Annotated in this window: 18 protein-coding genes and 1 other RNA gene; 6 read left to right on the top strand and 13 right to left on the bottom strand. The window is 44.2% G+C overall.

Translation table 11 applies throughout. The annotated features are described in order from the left end of the window. Positions 1-441: 441 nt before the first annotated feature. Both IAE45_RS10315 and IAE45_RS10320 read right to left on the bottom strand, forming a co-directional pair. Positions 442-804, bottom strand: a complete 363-nt coding sequence (locus IAE45_RS10315; RefSeq protein ID WP_034871858.1) for a hypothetical protein — start codon at positions 802-804, stop codon at positions 442-444. A gap of 67 nt (positions 805-871) precedes the next feature. Continuing rightward, on the bottom strand, positions 872-1,252 hold the full coding sequence (locus IAE45_RS10320; protein ID WP_008378090.1) for a CvfD/Ygs/GSP13 family RNA-binding post-transcriptional regulator: 381 nt from the start codon (positions 1,250-1,252) through the stop codon (positions 872-874). Between the two features lie 93 nt (positions 1,253-1,345). Here IAE45_RS10320 and IAE45_RS10325 point away from each other — a divergent pair, with 93 nt between their 5' ends. Continuing rightward, entirely contained in the window at positions 1,346-2,527 is a 1,182-nt protein-coding gene (locus tag IAE45_RS10325) for a MalY/PatB family protein (RefSeq protein ID WP_200126054.1), read from the top strand. An 89-nt stretch (positions 2,528-2,616) separates the two neighbouring features. On the opposite strand, the gene IAE45_RS10330 is transcribed toward IAE45_RS10325, so the two are convergent. After that, positions 2,617-3,204: a peptidylprolyl isomerase gene (locus IAE45_RS10330; RefSeq protein WP_005227659.1), complete on the bottom strand. Its 588-nt coding sequence runs from the start codon at positions 3,202-3,204 to the stop codon at positions 2,617-2,619. A 140-nt stretch (positions 3,205-3,344) separates the two neighbouring features. Here IAE45_RS10330 and IAE45_RS10335 point away from each other — a divergent pair, with 140 nt between their 5' ends. The 3 genes from IAE45_RS10335 to IAE45_RS10345 all read left to right on the top strand — a co-directional run bounded on the left by IAE45_RS10335 (position 3,345) and on the right by IAE45_RS10345 (position 5,577). Beyond that, complete coding sequence (locus IAE45_RS10335; protein WP_195265193.1) at positions 3,345-4,322, top strand: NAD(P)/FAD-dependent oxidoreductase; 978 nt, start codon at positions 3,345-3,347, stop codon at positions 4,320-4,322. Between the two features lie 5 nt (positions 4,323-4,327). Then, complete coding sequence (gene yqeK, locus IAE45_RS10340) at positions 4,328-4,942, top strand: bis(5'-nucleosyl)-tetraphosphatase (symmetrical) YqeK (protein ID WP_195265195.1); 615 nt, start codon at positions 4,328-4,330, stop codon at positions 4,940-4,942. Positions 4,943-5,067: 125 nt separating this feature from the next. Continuing rightward, positions 5,068-5,577, top strand: a complete 510-nt coding sequence (locus IAE45_RS10345; protein WP_005227653.1) for a phosphatidylglycerophosphatase A family protein — start codon at positions 5,068-5,070, stop codon at positions 5,575-5,577. 55 nt (positions 5,578-5,632) lie between these two features. Here the strand turns inward: IAE45_RS10345 and IAE45_RS10350 are convergent, their stop codons facing one another. The 10 genes from IAE45_RS10350 to IAE45_RS10395 form a co-directional block, all read right to left on the bottom strand. Then, positions 5,633-6,271 carry a TIGR01906 family membrane protein gene (locus IAE45_RS10350; RefSeq protein ID WP_074536563.1) on the bottom strand — a complete coding sequence of 213 codons (639 nt, stop codon included), beginning with the start codon at positions 6,269-6,271 and terminating at the stop codon, positions 5,633-5,635. Next, positions 6,268-7,038: a TIGR01457 family HAD-type hydrolase gene (locus IAE45_RS10355; protein WP_061053784.1), complete on the bottom strand. Its 771-nt coding sequence runs from the start codon at positions 7,036-7,038 to the stop codon at positions 6,268-6,270. Before IAE45_RS10355 ends, IAE45_RS10350 begins: the two co-directional genes overlap by 4 nt. Position 7,039: 1 nt before the next feature. Then, positions 7,040-7,660 (bottom strand): YutD family protein, encoded by a 621-nt coding sequence (locus IAE45_RS10360; RefSeq protein ID WP_015509029.1) that lies wholly within the window; start codon positions 7,658-7,660, stop codon positions 7,040-7,042. A 90-nt stretch (positions 7,661-7,750) separates the two neighbouring features. After that, complete coding sequence (locus IAE45_RS10365; protein ID WP_200126055.1) at positions 7,751-9,133, bottom strand: bifunctional metallophosphatase/5'-nucleotidase; 1,383 nt, start codon at positions 9,131-9,133, stop codon at positions 7,751-7,753. A 698-nt stretch (positions 9,134-9,831) separates the two neighbouring features. Further along, positions 9,832-9,918: signal recognition particle sRNA small type (ffs, locus tag IAE45_RS10370), an RNA gene on the bottom strand. Between the two features lie 29 nt (positions 9,919-9,947). After that, the gene (gene tadA, locus IAE45_RS10375; RefSeq protein WP_081119050.1) at positions 9,948-10,454 is read right to left on the bottom strand and encodes a tRNA adenosine(34) deaminase TadA; all 507 of its coding nucleotides are present in this window, start codon (positions 10,452-10,454) and stop codon (positions 9,948-9,950) included. Positions 10,455-10,585: 131 nt separating this feature from the next. Next, on the bottom strand, positions 10,586-10,921 hold the full coding sequence (locus IAE45_RS10380; protein WP_005227636.1) for a hypothetical protein: 336 nt from the start codon (positions 10,919-10,921) through the stop codon (positions 10,586-10,588). Positions 10,922-10,989: 68 nt separating this feature from the next. Further along, the gene (locus IAE45_RS10385) at positions 10,990-12,357 is read right to left on the bottom strand and encodes an RsmB/NOP family class I SAM-dependent RNA methyltransferase (protein ID WP_200126057.1); all 1,368 of its coding nucleotides are present in this window, start codon (positions 12,355-12,357) and stop codon (positions 10,990-10,992) included. A gap of 139 nt (positions 12,358-12,496) precedes the next feature. Further along, entirely contained in the window at positions 12,497-13,132 is a 636-nt protein-coding gene (locus tag IAE45_RS10390; RefSeq protein ID WP_010748831.1) for a YczE/YyaS/YitT family protein, read from the bottom strand. Positions 13,133-13,337: 205 nt separating this feature from the next. Further along, positions 13,338-14,141, bottom strand: coding sequence for a MerR family transcriptional regulator (locus IAE45_RS10395; RefSeq protein ID WP_200126222.1), 804 nt, complete (start codon positions 14,139-14,141; stop codon positions 13,338-13,340). 105 nt (positions 14,142-14,246) lie between these two features. Here IAE45_RS10395 and IAE45_RS10400 point away from each other — a divergent pair, with 105 nt between their 5' ends. Then, positions 14,247-15,980, top strand: coding sequence for an ABC transporter ATP-binding protein (locus IAE45_RS10400; RefSeq protein WP_200126059.1), 1,734 nt, complete (start codon positions 14,247-14,249; stop codon positions 15,978-15,980). Beyond that, a complete protein-coding gene (locus IAE45_RS10405; protein WP_077453618.1) occupies positions 15,973-17,757 on the top strand; it encodes an ABC transporter ATP-binding protein in 1,785 nt (594 codons plus the stop codon). Before IAE45_RS10400 ends, IAE45_RS10405 begins: the two co-directional genes overlap by 8 nt. Positions 17,758-17,821 lie beyond the last annotated feature (64 nt).

Below are 17,821 nucleotides of genomic sequence, written 5' to 3' on the forward strand. Positions count from 1 at the left end.
GTTTTCAAAGGTCTACCGTGCTGTGTTAGCAACTTTTATATCATATCAGAGTGACGTTTGATTGTCAACTCTTTTTTTAAAAGTTTTTTTCGCTCGTTGTTTTTCAACTTCGCAGCGGCTGTCTCAGCGACTTTATTAGAATAACAAATGATTTGTTATTTGTCAACAACTTTTTTCAATTAATTTTGTTGATGTATCAACATCGATTAACTGTTTTAAAATTGCGACTTCGTTATAATATCATCTGTTTCATTTTTGGTCAAGTCTTTTTTTGAAGTTTTTTCAAAAGCATTTTTGACCCGCTGACTCAATTGCCAACGTTGACTAATTTACCATTCTTCTTGACTCAGGTCAAGGAAATATTTCATTTTATTTACAAAAAGTTTTCAATAAAAAAAGACCGTCATAACGGTCTTCAGTCTTTTCACTAGTATACAGGTGCTAAAAGAACGGAACGCCTTCAATCTTATAGTCTTCGATGATCTTACGAAAGATATTAGGCTCTTCCCACGCATACCCTTCTGGCAGCTGTTGCGTTTGTCCTGCTTCTTGCGTTTCAAAAACAAATAAAGGAATGTTTTGCGTATCAATGTTGCCATTTGTGAGTTCAACGAGTTCGATCGCTGTCACATCAAGGTGGATACGGTCTTTAAACAATTGTAAGATCGTAGCCAAGCCGGTTTTATCTTCAGAAAAATCCGTTGACGCTAATTCCGCAGTGCCTTCGTGTATTTGCATCAAAAATCGTTTCGAACCATTTGCTAAGTGCATCATAACTGTACCCGCTACTTTTTTGGATCCCAAAATACCCACCTCAGTTATTCATCTGTTTGTAAACTAATTTTAGCACATTTTCAGAAAATATGCACGATTATCTGTTGCTGTTTTCTTTTTCTAACATTTCTTTAGCTTCTTTCACCCACACTGGTAAAGCTTCTCCAACCGTACGGAAACCAATCCGCTTATTCTTATTTGTAAAGTAGCGTTTACGCTTAAAGGGTGGCTGAACAAAACTTGTTTCCAATGTACGGCGGGACAAACTGATCTTTTGGCTGTATTCGTCAATATCAATGATTTGTACACGGATTTTTTGGCCGATCTGTAAGACTTCATGGATATTTTTAGTAAACCCGGATTGGATCTCTGAAACATGGATCAAGCCTTGCGTTTCTTTATCTAACGAAACAAATGCACCATAGGGTTGAATCCCAGTGACTGTTCCTTCTATAATGTTCCCGATTTGATAATTCATAGTCTTTCCTCTCTTTTCCACTTTCATTATACTTGAACTAGTGGTAGATTTGAAGCATCAGAAACAACGTTACACAATATAGGAGGGAAACGCATGATCAATTTTGACAAAGTCCATCCCCGCTTAAACACCAATAGCGTTAAATGGGACACCATTGCAAAAACCTACAAGGAAGAAAACCTGCTGCCACTTTGGGTAGCGGATATGGATTTTCTGGCACCAGAACCTGTGAAAAAAGCGTTAGAAAAAGCAGTTGCCCAAGGGATCTATGGCTATTCCATCGTTCCTGATTCGCTGCTTGATTCCATCATCGATTGGCAGCAAAGACGTCATGGCTATACCATCAATAAAGAAGCGATTCTTTTTAATAGCGGTGTCGTCCCTAGTATTGCCCTGGCGATCCAAAGTTACACCCAAGAAGGAGATGCCGTACTGATCCACGATCCGGTCTACCATCCCTTTGCCCAGGTTGTCAAAAACAATCAGCGTACCTTAATTCAAGAACCGTTACTGGAAAAAGATGGCCACTTCGTCATCGATTTTGAGGCGATGGAACAAACCATCATCGAAAAGAAGGTAAAATTGTTTCTTCTATGTAATCCTCATAATCCTGGCGGTCGCGTGTGGTCAAAAGAAGAACTGCTGACGATCGGCCGTATTTGTCAAAAGCACCAGGTGGTCGTTGTCAGTGATGAGATCCATCAAGACATCGTTTTTGCGCCAAATCACTTTGTCTCTTTCCAAACAGTCGAGCCAAGCTTTGCCGATTTTTCGATCATTTTGACTTCAGCAACCAAGACTTTTAATTTAGCTGGGATCAAAAATTCGATGGTATTTATCAAAGACCAAACCTTACGCAGCCAATTTGCAAAAACACAGGAACGTAACGTTCAAGGGGAAATCAATACGTTTGGTTTGGTCGCTACTGAAGCAGCGTATCGTGAATCTGAAGCATGGTTAGAAGAACTATTGTCCTACTTAGAAGCAAATCGCACCTTTGTCTGCGACTTTTTGACTGAACAACTCCCAGCAGTGACGTTTCAAAAGCCCGAAGGTACTTATTTGATCTGGCTGGATTTTTCTGCCTATGGCCTAACGGATAATCAGCTACAAAGAAAACTGATTAAAGAAGCCAATGTCGTATTGAATCAAGGAAATATCTTTGGTCCCCAAGGCAGTCACCATATGCGGCTGAACTTTGCCTGTCCTAAAGAGCTATTAGAAAAAGCACTCAATCAAATCGCCGCTGCGTTTAAAGACCAACCGATCGGTTAACTCTTTCTTATGAAAAAAAGAACCCTAAAGCTTCCATTTCAACGATCTCCTTGAGGATGGCCGTTGAAACTGCTTTGGGCTCTTTTGTTTTATTCGCTGATTTCGATCGTTTCGATCACTACATCATGCACTGGACGATCTTGTGGTCCCCGTTGCACGCCAGCGATTTCATCAACGACTGACATTCCTTCGATCACATGACCGAAGACTGTGTGACGGAAATCTAACCAAGGAGTACCACCTGCTTGATACGCTTCGATGATTTCAGCTGGATAACCAGCACCTTCTAATTGACCTAACATGTTGCTAGGAACATTTTGGTTGTTTACGATGAAAAACTGGCTGCCGTTAGTATTCGGACCAGCGTTTGCCATGGATAAAGCGCCACGAAGATTGAACAATTCTTTTGAAAATTCATCTTCAAAGCTGCCGCCATAGATGCTTTCGCCGCCCATTCCTGTACCAGTTGGATCGCCACCTTGAATCATAAAATCAGGAATGACACGGTGGAAGATGATCCCATCGTAATACCCTTTTTTCGCTAATTCAACGAAGTTTTTGACTGTTTTTGGTGCCAATTCTGGGAACAATTGTACAACTACATCCCCACGATTGGTTTTGATGACTGCTTTATGGCCAGTTTGTTTTTCTAATGCTAACTGTGGAAATTCAGACACATTAACTCCTCCTTCTCTCTCATAAATCCATGATAGCAGAAAATTGAAAAAATGCTAGTTTGGATAATTTTTGCTATAATGAAGCTATTCGTACAACACGAACATGCTTCACCCCAACGTGGTTAGAAAAGAGGAATAACATGGATATTTTTGATATAACGATTATCGGCGCCGGACCTAGCGGGATGTTTTCTGCTTTCTATGCCGGCATGCGTAACGCCAAAACTAAGATTATCGACAGCTTGCCGCAATTAGGCGGTCAGCTTGCTACTTTATACCCAGAAAAATACATCTACGATATCCCAGGTTATCCGAAAATCAAAGCGGGCGATCTTGTCCAAAACCTGGAAAAACAGTTGACGACCTTCAATCACCAATATTGTTTAGAAGAAACCGTCTTGTCGGTCGAAAAACAAGAAGACTATATCGAAGTCACTACCGACAAAGGAATCCATTACTCAAAAGCCGTGATTTTGGCTTTAGGAAACGGCTCCTTCCAGCCGCGCAAACTGACTTTGCCAGAAAGCGAGCGGTTTGAAGGATACGGCTTAGACTATTTTGTCACCGATTTGATGAAGTATGCCGGACGCAAAGTAGCGATCGCCGGTGGCGGCGATTCTGCCATCGATTGGGCATTGATGCTGGAGCCGATCGCTAGTGAAGTCTACTTGATCCATCGCCGTCCTGAATTTCGTGCTCATGAACATAGCGTCAGCAAATTACAATCTTCTGCCGTCAACATTCTGACTCCTTATGTGATCCAAGAGCTCCAAGGAGAGCAACGTTTGACTGGTGTCTCGTTGCAGCAAGTCAAGGGTGATGAAACGGTCAGCCTTTCATTGGATGCTTTGATCGTCAATTACGGTTTTTCTTCCACATTGAACATCAAGGATTGGGGCATGAAAAGCAGCCGCCAAGGAGTCTTCGTCTCTTCAGATATGAGCACGTCTGTTCCTGGGGTCTATGGCTGTGGGGATGTCGTTTTATACGACGGAAAAGTCGACCTGATCGCTACTGGTTTTGGTGAAGCCCCAACCGCGGTGAACAATGCGCTCCACTACATTGATCCCAAAACGCGGACACAACCTGCCCATAGTACAAGTCTTTTTAAGGAGTAGCTGAGATGAAACAAGCTAGTCAACATCAACTTGCCGCCTATACTCTCTCTTTACAGGGGGAGACCCTCACTGAGCAAATGGTTCAGTATCTGGAAGCCTTCGATCATGCCGAAACGGCAGGCCACAATCTAGCCGTTGCCCAAGAAGCCAAAGGATTGGCAGAACGGTTTCAAGTCAACGCGGAGAAAGCTTATTTGGCAGGACTGCTGCACGATGTCAGCGTCGTCATACCTAACGATCAGCGAATCGCCTTGCAGATAGCGGTAGGCGAACCGATCTTAGACGCGGAGCGGCAAGCACCTTTTTTGCTGCATCAGCAGCAATCCGCTTTGTTAGCAAAAACGGTTTTTCAGGTGTTTGATCCAGAGATTCTGTCCGCCATCAGCTGTCATACCACCTTAAAGGCCCAATATAGTCGTCTCGATCTGATCGTTTTTTTAGCCGACAAAATCAAATGGGATCGCAAAGATCAAGCACCTTTTTTAACCGGCTTATTAGAGCGCCTCGATGATTCCTTGGAAGCCGCCGCTGAGTTTTATATGGACTGGCTCTTTGCCGGTGACTTAGTGGTCCCCCATCCTTGGGCAGTGGCAGCCAAAGCAAAATTAGCAAACACCTAAATGCCAGAAGGGACTAAAACCCAAACGGCATGGGCTGCAACTGGAATAGGGCACAACTTATGATTGCAATCCATCAGTCGCATGTTGACTTTTGAATAAACTTTTTTTACATGGAGGGGAACTATATGGTATTAGAAAGCAAAACACTTGAAGACAAAGCAAGAGAATTGTTGGCCGACCGCGGTGTCTCACTGCAAGACATCGGCGAATTGGTGATGTTTTTGCAAAAAGACTACATTGAAGGCATCACCTTGGAGATGTGTATCGAAAGCGTCAACGCTGTCTTAAGCAAGCGGGAAGTCCACAACACGATTTTAACGGGTGTTCAGTTAGATATTTTGGCAGAAGAAAATCAACTGCTGCATCCACTGCAAGAAATCGTCAAAGAAGACGAAGGGCTTTATGGGATCGATGAGATCCTCGCACTATCCATCGTCAACGTGTACGGCTCCATCGGCTTTACTAACTACGGATACATTGATAAAGTCAAACCAGGCATTTTGAAAGAACTGAACAAGCACGACGGTCCCCGCGTTCACACCTTTTTAGATGATATCGTAGGTGCCATCGCCGCTTCTGCCGCAAGTCGCTTAGCCCATCAACACCCAAGTAAATCTCATTACATTACGCAATAAAAAAAGACCAACGATTCACCTCTCTCAAAGGAAGTGGATCGTTGATCTTTTTTCATTACGCTGTTTTTTTCAAGCCTCGTTTCCCCCACCAATAGAAGGCAAAAAAGAAGACTTCAATCAAGACGAAAAAGAGAATAAAGCAATGCATGAAAAACGTTTCTGGCAGCACGTTGATGATCGGATCGGTGGCTGGATTAAAGAGCCAATCGTCGTTACTGAAGAAAATCTCATGGAACGTAACGAAAAAGCGGTCAAAGCCGACAGCCATCAAAAACCCGAAAATCAGCGGCAAAATCATCCCCCATTGAAAGGGACGAATCAAGCGCCATTGCTGTTGTTTTTGCCGTAACCGATTGACGAACCAGATACTCGGCAGCACCGTGACGATCATCACAGCATAATTTAATAGAAACAACTGCTTCACATCGTAAAAATGCCCAGCGCCAGCTTCAGACATTGGAAAATCGGGCAAGGCGAGCGTACTTGCAAAGGGATTGTTTAGAAAATCTAACAATAAGCCATAGTTCTTCAACAACTCTTCTCTTGTTAGCGAGGTATAATCCAGCAGATTCAAGTGATCGACATCAAACCAATATAACGGTCGAAAATTGATCGTTAGGGTGATCGCTAGACTGACCAAAAACAAAAACAAGCAGACAAATCCTAAGCGTTCAAGCCACACTTGTTTTTTCATTGTTCAAAATCCCACTCATCTAAAGAATCAACCACATAGGTTGGTGCTACTGGTAATGTCGGAACTGCCGCTTTCGGGGTAAAGCCAGATAATACGAGCAAAGAATCGATCCCGTTTTGGATCCCCGAGCGAATATCCGTTTCATAATTGTCCCCCACCATCAAGACCTCTTCTTTTGATAAGCCGATGTGTGCCACCGCTTTTTCCATAATGATGGCTTCTGGTTTGCCAATAAAAATCGGTTGCGTTTGGGTGGCAGTCTCCACCATTGCAATCAGTGAACCCGCACCTGGCAACAAGCCTCTTTCCGTCGGGATATTTTTGTCTGGATTGGTCCCGATAAAGGTAGCTCCTTTTTGGATCGCTAACGTTGCTAAAACAAATTTTTCATAGGTCACATGGTTGTCTAAACCAACCACGACATAATCCGGATTGGTTTCTTCCCACTCAAACCCAGCAGCTAAGATCAAATCGATCAACCCCGCTTCGCCGATCACAAACACTTTGCGGCCTTTGCCATGGTCTTTCATAAAATCGATCGTTGCCAAGCTTGCGGTATAGATCGTTTCTGGTGCCACATGGATCGAAAATTCATCCGCCAATCGCTGCGCCACGACTTCGGGACTGCGGGTCGTATTATTGGTCACAAATAAATAGGGCAGTCCTTTTTCTTGTAAGGACTCTACGAAGCGTTTCCCAGCAGGGATCGGCTCTTTTCCTAAGTAAATCGTGCCGTCTAAATCAATCAAATAGCCTTTATATTTCATCTTATTCTTCCCTTTGTCGAATCGTAAACTCTTTTTTGCCTTTTTTCACCGTGGTTGTTTCGGTTTTTTTGACGTTCTTTTCTTTTGGTTTACGATTTTTGATCGTTGGTTTGCTTTTTTTCTGCGGTACTGTGTCACGCTTTTCTTCTATATGGGCGTTTTGTTGTGTATTTTGATTTTGATTGTTTTGGGTTGGCTTTTTCTTGCGTCGGCGGGAGGTACTTTTTTCTTTCTTGCCGCCAACTCGTTGGATCACAAAATAGGCACAACCGAAGTTGCAATACTCATACAAATAGTCTTCCAGCATGTCGATACGCTGATCGGGTAATGCTTTGCGGTTATCTTTTTCAAAAAAGCCTTTCAAACGCAGTTGCTCATAACCCCAATCGCCTACGATATAATCATAACGTGCCAACACTTCACTGTAACGCTCGCCAAGCTTTTCTGGATTGAAGCCTTCACGATAATCCATGACCAATTTGTATTGTCGATTGCCAATCATTAATTCCTCATCATTTAACAAAGTCACCAACTCGCCTTTTTGCGGTTGTTTCGCTGGTTCTTCAATAATTTCTTCTAGTACAGATGTCATTTCATCTGTGATCGTTTGTTTTTCGGTCATTTTTTCACCACCTGCTGTTTATTATACCTTGTTTTATTCCCCAATGATAGTCGCGGTTTTCTCTCAAAAACCAGCTGGAGAAGTGACGAACTACTGAATGGGGTATTTCTGACTCAGGTAATCTCCGACCACTGTGCGAATAAAGTCTGGAAAAAGAAACTCAACGGTTCCAGCAATCTCGATCGTCGGGAAAAACGGAATAAACAAGTAGTGATCCACAAGGGTCAACGTGTAGCTTTGAGCAGGATCGACGGGCTCTTGTTTCCACAATACTTGGTGGTTTTTTTCATCAAAGCGGATGCCTTCATAAACCAGTTCACCAAAAATCTTCCCTCGAAAACCCATTCCCATAATTGGGAAATTGCGCAAAAAGTTGCGATTTTTTTCCATCTCTAAGACCAATCGAATGACATCCGCGCCTTGCAGCGTCACCCGAATCAAATGCATCGGATGAGGCAAAATCGTGTGCAGCTGATCTTGATCGACCCGTCCTTGCGGCAAATCATCTAAAAATAGCCCCGTATTTAAGATGGCGGCCTCCGTCTGTCCTTTGGCACATAATGCCAAAAGCGCCTCCCGAACCAAGGAATGTTGACTTTGCCAATCCCTCGTAAACGCTGCTGGAATTTCTGCCACCTGATTTGCCCGCAACAAGCGATGACCGATCGATAGATATTCGGCGATCTCTTCCTCATCTTGCGGAAAAGCCACCAACGAATCGGTCGGAATCACACGGGCGCGATGCTTGATTGGGCGGTGGTGATCATCTAAGACCACTTCGACTTCGCCAATGTTAAAACCAAACTTGCCAGCTGCGCCAATTTGGACCCCATTGATGACTTCGCCCTTTTCAAACAAATGGTGCGTGTGGGAACCTAAAATAACATCTAACTCTGGAAAGTCCCTCGCAATCTGGCGGTCAGCATTGATGCCTAGATGGCTCATCAAGACCAGCAAATCGACCTCGGGGCGCAAATGCTGCACCAATGAAGGCAAAATCTCCAAGGGTTCGCGAATGTCCCAACCGTTGGGGGCATATGTTAGCGGAAAAGGTGCCGTAAAAGCGATCAAGCCGATTTTGGCGCCTTGATTGCTTTCCATGATTTTGTATTCTTGTGCCCATTTGGGTGGACGCAAATCCTGTTTATCAAATAAATTGCCTAAAATGACAGGAAATTCTGCTTGGTCATACAGATGTTGCAAGACCTCTTTGGGATTGCCGACTCCCTCATTGTTCCCAATCGTCACCGCATCGTAATGTCCTTGATTCATCAAATCGACATTCGCCTTGCCGTCAGTTGCTTCTGTCAAAGGATGCCAGCGATCGACAAAGTCGCCTAAGTCGACCGCGATCACTGTCTCTTCGGTCGTATCCGCTTCTCGTTTTCTTTGATCCAAATAACGCCGCATCTTCGGCCAATGTTCTAGGTGGGAATGCAGATCGTTCGTATGGATAATCGTAATTTTCTCCATTGTGCGCCTCTTTTCAAATACGTCGCCTGAAATCACTATCCATTTCTCTTGGCATCAAGGATTGCCAGCAGAAAGACGACGGAATTCTCTACAAAATAAGCATAGCATAAAATCTCTGGGAAACCATTGGAATGCTTGGAAAAGAATGGTGACTTTTTATAAAAAAGAAACAGTTGCAGTGACAGTTGTTCAAAAGAAAAAATCACTTTTCTAACTGTAAAAAGGAAAGCGATTTTTTCTGATTAATTTGGGGAAGTTCTATCGATAACACGGCCACGGCAATTCGTTGAAGCGAAAATGAAGAGTTCTTGAAACGAAGATTCTATCGAATACCAAGAGGAGGTAATCCATGTTTCAGTTCGTCAGAACTACTGATTCTTTGAGAGCAAAAAAAAAGATATTCTCTATCATCATTCACCCCTATGATATGTACCATTATTAGTTTTTGAGAGTATAAAAATCGCCAACGGAAAAGTTATCAGAGTAAGGTTCTCAACAGGAATAAAGCCTTTGTATCAAAAATACAACTTAACCCTCTAAGAGCTGCTATCGATTGCCTAAATTTAAAGCAGAATACAATTAGAACAGCCCTTGGTTTCACAAAGAATTTAAAAAATAAAAAAACCTAAGACAGTCTGTCTCAGGTTTGAATGGTCATCGATTCATTTAGTACTACTGCTTTCTTCTAAACAAGCAGTTTTTCAATCAGACACATGGAGAATCCTGCTTAGTGCTGCTTCCTTCCGGATCTGACACGCTTCACAAGACCTCCATTGTCCTAGCCTTTCGGCAAAACTTAGTATAACGTATTTCGTTAGAGATTGCCAGCCTTTTTTTGTTTTTTCTTTTCTCGTAATGCTCGGAAAAAATCTGTTAGCAGCTGTCCACATGCTTCTTCTAAAATGCCGCCTTCCACATAGGACCAATGGTTGAAGCGCTCATCTTCCAATAGATTCATCAATGTACCGGCAGTGCCGCCTTTGGGATCGTAGGCACCAAAATACACTTCTTCCACCCGTGCCAATAACATCGCTCCACTGCACATCGGGCATGGTTCCAAGGTCACAAACAGCTGCGCTTGTTCTAAGCGCCAACTTCCGACCGTGCGACAGGCTTCTTCGATCGCAAACATCTCCGCATGCGCTGCGGCTTGTTGCTGCGTTTCTCGTAGATTGTGCCCACGACCAATGACTTTGCCATCCAAGACGACAACAGCACCGATCGGTACTTCTGCCAAACCTTCTGCTTTTCGGGCTTCTTTGATTGCTTCTTCCATAAAAAAGGCTTTTTCCTCGGCAGTCAAGGTACTTGTTTTTTCCACGACTTCTCTTTCACTCCTCTACCTCGCACCATTGCGTGCATTTCCTTGTTAGTATAACGAAAAACGCTTAGAAAGACGAGAAAAACTCGCAAAGACCGATGTCCCTGCGAGTTTCAAATGGAATGATTGGCTTAAAAGACGGAATCAACAAAGCTCGTCAACTTGTCTTTGACATGTTCTGTCGAATCTTTGATATTGTCTCCGTAAACAGAGATTTTGTTGCGGCCCTCATTGACTTTTTTCATCACACCTAACAACGAATCCAATTCATTGTCAGACAAGCCGTCTACGACATCCAGCAATTTTTCATTGCCGTTGAATTTGTCATCGACAAATTTCTTTACTTTGTGTCGGTTGCAAGCGAAGCGTACTTTATTGAATACTTTGTCTGATACAACGACGGCAGTAGTGATCCCAGCGATCGCTGCAATGCTTAATCCAATCGTTACTTTTGATGATGTTTTCATATCGATCAGCTCCCTTATTTTGCTACTTCCATCATAGCACGAGGACTGAAATAAAAACACTATTTCGTTTAAATCGCTTTGAATCTTAATCCTTTAGGAAAGAAGTTTTTCACGGTTCCTTGGACTTGTTTTCCAAAACCGACGGGGATCTCATCGACTGTCAAAATCACCCACCCAGCATTTCCTGACACGCTCAAGGTTTCACCTGCCACATACTGTTGCCATTGCGGCAAAGTGATCGGCACTATCGGTGCCCCTTCTTCTGCATGGATCGCCAATGCCAACGCATAACTTGGTTCGATCCGATTCTTCTTAACGACGCCGACATGCAAACCTGGGCGCATAAACTTGATCCCTTTTAAAGAAGGCATTTCTTCAGGAACGAGCCAGAGGTTTTCACCTAGCAGCTGTGGCGTCGCATTCAGTGCCTGTAAAAAAGGAAAACCCTTGCGAAAGGCTTGCCACAACTTTTGAGTCGCTGCATCTAATGGGCTCTTAGCTGTCGCTCCTTTGCCTTTTTTCTTCTTTTTCACTGGCGCTGCTTCTGCTTGGGAGGTCAATTTCGCAGCGAAATGACCTTCTCCTTGGTTTAAATGCGGCCATAAGCGGATCGTTTTCTCAATCCCTGGTGCCTCTCCCCACTCGCTGCGCCCATGAGATACATTGTCCAAGTCGATCGCTTCGATCGCGAAGGGATACTCCTCCATTAACCAAGCCATCATCGCTTCGTTTTCTTCTGGGGCAAAGGTACAGGTGGAATAGATCAGCTGGCCCCCCGGTTTTAGCATCGCAACGGCTTGTGCCAAAATGTCTTTTTGCCTGATCGCACACTGCTCAGGTGTATCTGCTTGCCATTCTTCTAAGGCGACGGGATCTTTACGAAACATCCCTTCACCAGAACATGGGGCGTCCACCACGATCTTGTCAAAAAACTGAGGAAAATGGCGGCTCAATTCTTGCGGCGCCTGATTGGTGACGACTACATTTGGAAAGCCCCAACGCTCCACATTTTCTGATAAGATTTTGGCACGCTTGGGGAAAATCTCATTTGCTACAAGCAGCCCTTTTCCTTGTAATTGGCTTGCCAGCTGCGTTGTTTTGCCCCCTGGTGCCGCACATAAATCTAAGACCCGCTCCCCTGGTTGAGCGGCTGCGATCGTTGCTACGATCATCGCACTAGGTTCTTGACTGTAGACATAGCCAGCTTGATGGAGCAGCGAACGGCCTTTGACTTCGCCAATATAAGCCGCTTCTGCATAGGGGGCGGGTACAGCGGCTGGTCCATATTTTGCCAGCATCGCTTGTGCGTGTGGCTTAGCAACATTCAAGCGAAAGCCTTTGACTGGCTGATTATCGGTTAAAGCGGTAAAAAAAGCTGATGCTTCTTCTCCTAGCAACCGTTGGTATTTTTCAATAAATGGTGTTGGTAATTGCATACTTACCCCTCCTCGGCTTTTTTATTCTAGCGACTGAGAAGCAATTATGCAAGAATTCCTTGATCAAATGGCAAAAAAACTGCAGCTGAGTGAAGTGGGCGACTAAATCGCTTCGACTTCTCTTTGCTGCAGACCTTTTTTATTTAAAAATCGCTTTTTTGACACTGCTTTCGATGAATGGCTGAGAGACACGGTTGTCCCAGAATTTGATCAGTGGGCCTACTAAAAAGGCACTGATGAAGGTTCCGATCCCGATTGGTCCGCCTGTAAAGAGTCCAATCAAGGCAAAGGCAACGTCTTGAATCACCCGCACCACTCGATAATTAGCTTTCGTCTGATCGACGATGGTTGGGGCGATCGCGTCATAGGGGGCGCTGCCCAAATTCGCTGACATATAAAATGAAGCTCCGAAGGTAAAGAAGATGATCCCGATCAACAAGAACAAACCTTGCTGCCACCAATTATTCGGACCGACGGATAACCAATCAAAAACATTGGTATAAAAGTCGATGAAGAATCCTGTGAGCACCATATTGATGACCGTGCCGATACCGATATGGCGACGGCCAAAGATAAAAATCAATACTAGGACAGCGATATTGATCATCAATTGATAGACCCCAAGGGATAACCCTAGCAACTCACCGACACCGATATTGGCTGCCGTGTATGGGTCTAGCCCCACTCCGCCGACCCGCAGCAATGCCGCCCCAAATCCTAAAATGGCGACACCAATCAACGCATACAGCGAGCGTAATCCTGTTTCTTTTTTCATTAAAATTTCTCCTTTTTTCTCATCTGTTCTTTCAAGTATAACGAGAAAAAAGGAAAATGGGAATTTCAACGCTTCACAGGGCCCTTTGTAGGGAAGGGATCTGCCTTAGTCATCTCCTTTGCTTCTATTGAAAAGCCAGTGGCAACAACCATTGTTATTAAGTATTTTGATTTTCGTTTCCTTCATACTAAGGTTGCACGTTCCACTACTCTGGCTTCACTGGAACCATCACTTCAAATATCTGCAAGTCTTTTTGTGTGGTAAAGACTTCATCTTGCCATAACAATTCCCAAACATCGCCATCGATCTTCAACTGCTTCTCTTTTAGAAAGGCTCGGATGCGGTGGGTAAAAGCGGCAATTTGTTCCTCTCCTTCACTGACAAACCCAGAAACATATGTACCAGCGGGACGGGTGATAATCAGCTTTTCCGGATAGAGATGTAGCCGATCTTGGGGAATCAAGATCAATGCCCGATAAGGAGATGCGTGAAAAGTCTGATCCTCCAACGTCGTTCCGGCACTTAAAAAGCCAATGGGGTAGCCACTGAAGGCATCTTTATAATCCACTAATGGATAAAAACGAGCGTACACTTGATAAGCAGATTCTGGATCATCGCCGGCGATCTCTTCAGAAACGATAAACGCCTCTGCTTTATGATGCGCTATCGTAAAGGTCTCAAAATCAGCTTCCTGTACTTTTTCATAGCGTTGAATATAGCGATCAAAAGTTCGTTCCAATTCTTGTAGCGCTGCGATTTTGTCACGGACTTCTCCTCGCCGTTCCACAAGTTCCTTTTGCGTGTATTCCGGGTTGCGGTTTTTCAAAAATTGGCGAATGTCTTGCAAGGGCATGTCTAAAGAACGCAACATCAAAATCACGTCTAACTCAAGGCATTGTTCAAAGCCGTAATAGCGATAGCCATTGGCACCTATTGAATGAGGTTTGAACAGATCGATCTGATCATAATAAATCAATGTACGCCGACTCACACCGGCATAAGCGGACATCTCACTGATGGTCAATTGTTTTTTCAAAAAATTTCACTCCTTGCTTGACTGTAACGTTACGTTACAGTTTATTCTACCATAGAACAACATTTTTGGAGGGAAATCATGAAACAATTACAGTTATTTTATAAAGAAGAACGACGCTTCTTTTTCAGTTTATTTCTTTTGATGCTGGTCCAATCCTTCGGCACACTCCTGTTGCCGTATTTTTTGGCAAAAATCATTGATGAAGGGATCTTGAAAGTCGACACGACAGCCATTTGGCACAATGGCTGGTGGATGTTTGCCATTGCCATCGGCACCGTGATCGTCTCGGTAGGCGGTAGTTATTTATCTGCCCACCTTTCAGGAAAATTCGGGCATTTTTTGCGGATGCGCCTTTTCAAAAAAACACAGGAACTCTCTGTATCCGCTGTTGATGGCTATGGTACGCCCACTTTGCTGGCACGTACCACCAGCGACATCAACAACATCCAACAAATTTTGATGATGGCGTTGCAAATGATTTTGCCAGCCCCAATGATCGTCGCAGCTTCAATTTTTCTAACCGGCACCGTCTCTTTGCGGATGATTTGGGTCCCAATCGTAGCGATCCTATGTTTTTCAATGATCGCTTATGGAGTGATCCGCAAAGCGATCCCATTATCACAAATCACGCAAAAGCTAGTCGATAAAATGATGCGGATCTTACGAGAAACCTTTACCGGCGCTCGGGTGATTCGAGCATTCGACAAAGCAGCTTACGAAAAAGAACGGACAGATCGAACCTTGACGGAATATGCGAAAACCATGATCCAAGTCAATCGCCTCTTTGCTGTCTTGAATCCGACCGTCAATTTAGTAATGGGACTCTCGATTTCGACCATCCTTGTCTACGGCGGCTATCAAAGTCTGCACGGCCATCTTGCTATTGGTAGTATTACTGCCATCATCGAATACACGATCCTGAGTCTTTGGTTTTTGACCATGGCAGCGATGGTGATCGTGATGGTACCTAAAGGCTTGACTTCCTTGCAACGGATCGAAGAAGTGTTAGAAGAACCAATTGATTTGATCGACGGTGACCAAACCTTGAACAAGGCCGCCGTGTCTGAAGCGATCGCCGCTTTCAATCAGGTGCAATTTACGTATGAAGGCGCCGAAGAACCTGTCTTAGAAGATATCAGCTTCGAGATCCACCGAGGCAAAACGACAGCGATCGTTGGCGGAACTGGCTCTGGCAAAAGCACCATCGCCAAAGCGCTGTTGCGTTTCAAAGATGTGACTGCTGGTTCGATCACACTTTTTGACCGTAACATCAAAGAGATCTCACAAGCCGAATTACGGGACCAAATTAGTTATGTCCCGCAAAAAGCGCTCTTGCTTAGCGGCACGATTCAAGAAACCCTGCGTTTCGGCAATCGTCCAGCAACCCATGAGGCGATGGCAAAAGCTGCTGAAGTTGCTCAAGCCAAGTCATTTATCGAAGGCTTGCCTGAAGGTTATGAAAGTCCAGTTGCTCAAAAAGGCAGCAATTTCTCTGGCGGTCAAAAGCAACGATTGAGTATTGCCCGAGCGTTGACAAAGCCCGCAGAAATCTACTTCTTTGACGACAGCTTTTCTGCTTTGGATTATCAAACAGACGCCAACTTGCGGCGTGCATTGAAAGAATACACGAAAGATGCCGCCGTCATTATCGTGGCTCAACGGGTATCGACCGTCAAAAATGCCGATCAAATCATTGTTTTAGATAACGGCAAAATGGTCGGTAAAGGAACCCACGAAGAATTATTACGCAATTGCCAAACTTATCAAGAGTTTGCCTCATCTCAAGGAATGGGAGGAATGAAGGATGAGTAAACAAACAATGGATACACCAAAAAACATGAAACATACAAGCCGACGTTTGCTGCGTTTGCTGATGGAACAAAAAGCCCGCTTTCTACTGATTATCGCTTCCGCCTTGTTCTTTTCCTTACTGATGTCCATCGCCCCTTTGATTTTGGGGCGTGGACTGGATAATCTGATTGCCTTGTTTCAACAAGAAGGCTGGCAGATCAATGATTTTTGGCAAAGTATTTTAGGTCCAGTCGTCCTATTAGCGGGAACGTGGCTTTTGATCAGTCTCTTTTCCTTGCTGCAAGAGTATACGATGGCCAGTGTCAGTGAAACCCTGACCTTGACTTTACGCAAACAAATCAGTGACAAATTCAATCGCCTGCCTATCAGTTTTTACGACAAACATCATACTGGCGATATTTTAAGCCGAGTGATTCTCGATTTAGATAAAGTATCCGAAGTCTTGCAAGTCGGTTTGATGCAGTTGATCACGGCAACTATCAGCATTACCTTCGGCTTGATCGCCATGCTTTATCTCAGCCCATTACTGACGATCGGTGTGGTCCTGATTTTGCTTTTGAGTGCTTTTGTGACTACCGTTCTCGCACGAAAAAACTTGAGCTACTTTACCAAAAACCAAGAAACATTAGGTGCTGTCAGCAGTCGTGCGGAAGAGTTTTATACCGCAAATCCGCTGATCAAATCCTACAACCAGCAAGTTGCCGTTGAAGCGGAAATGGCGGAATTGAGCGAAGCCCAATTTAAAGCCTTTCGAAAAGCACAGTTCGTCAGTGCAGCGATCAATCCTTTCGTGCGCTTTATCAATCAAATTGGCTTTATCTTAAGTGCCGTCGTTGGTGGTCTGATGGTGTTGCAAGGGCAATTATCCATTGGTCTCGTACAAGCCTATCTGCAATACATCAACCAAGTGTCTGAACCGATCACGCAAGCTTCTTATATTATGAATACCTTGCAAAGTGCCTTAGCATCTCTCGAACGAATTTTTGAGATCCTTGATTATCCTGAAGAAGAAACAGCGACCCAGCAACTGCCAGTTCCACAAACCATCAAAGGAAAAATCGATTTTCAACACGTCTCCTTTGGCTACAACAAGGAAAAACTCCTGATGGAAAACGTCGAATTTTCCGTCAAACCAAAACAAACGGTCGCGATCGTCGGACCAACAGGTGCTGGAAAAACCACCATGATCAATCTTTTGATGCGCTTTTATCCATTGAATGGTGGGAAGATCTTGCTGGACGATCAAGACATGATGTCCTTTTCGGCACCGGCAGTACGGAAAAAATTTGGTATGGTGCTGCAAGATACGTGGCTGTTCCAAGGAACCATCGCTGAGAATATCGCTTATGGCAATCCCGATGCCACTCGAGAAGACATCTTGGCTGCCGCCAAAGCCGCCCAATGCGACCACTTCGTGCGGACCCTGCCCAACGGTTATGATACCGTCATTGGCTCCGAAAGCGAACTGTCTCAAGGACAACAACAATTATTGACGATCGCCCGGGCGATTTTAGCAGACCCAACGATCCTGATCCTTGATGAAGCCACCTCCAGTGTCGACACACGGACGGAACAAATGATCCAAACGGCGATGGATCGTTTGACCCAAGGACGAACCAGCTTTATCATCGCCCATCGTCTTTCTACCATCAAAAATGCCGACTTGATCTTAGTAATGAAAGACGGCTCTGTCGTCGAAAAAGGTTCCCATACAGAATTGCTGGCACAAGATTCACTTTACGCCCAACTATATAACAGCCAGTTTGCAACTGCTTGATGAAAAAAGGGACAATGCAACGATTTTGAAAACAAATCGCTGCACTGTCCCTTTTACTTATATT

The sequence above is a fragment of the Enterococcus sp. S53 genome (assembly GCF_016516865.1).
Taxonomy (GTDB): Bacteria; Bacillota; Bacilli; order Lactobacillales; family Enterococcaceae; genus Enterococcus_D; species Enterococcus_D innesii.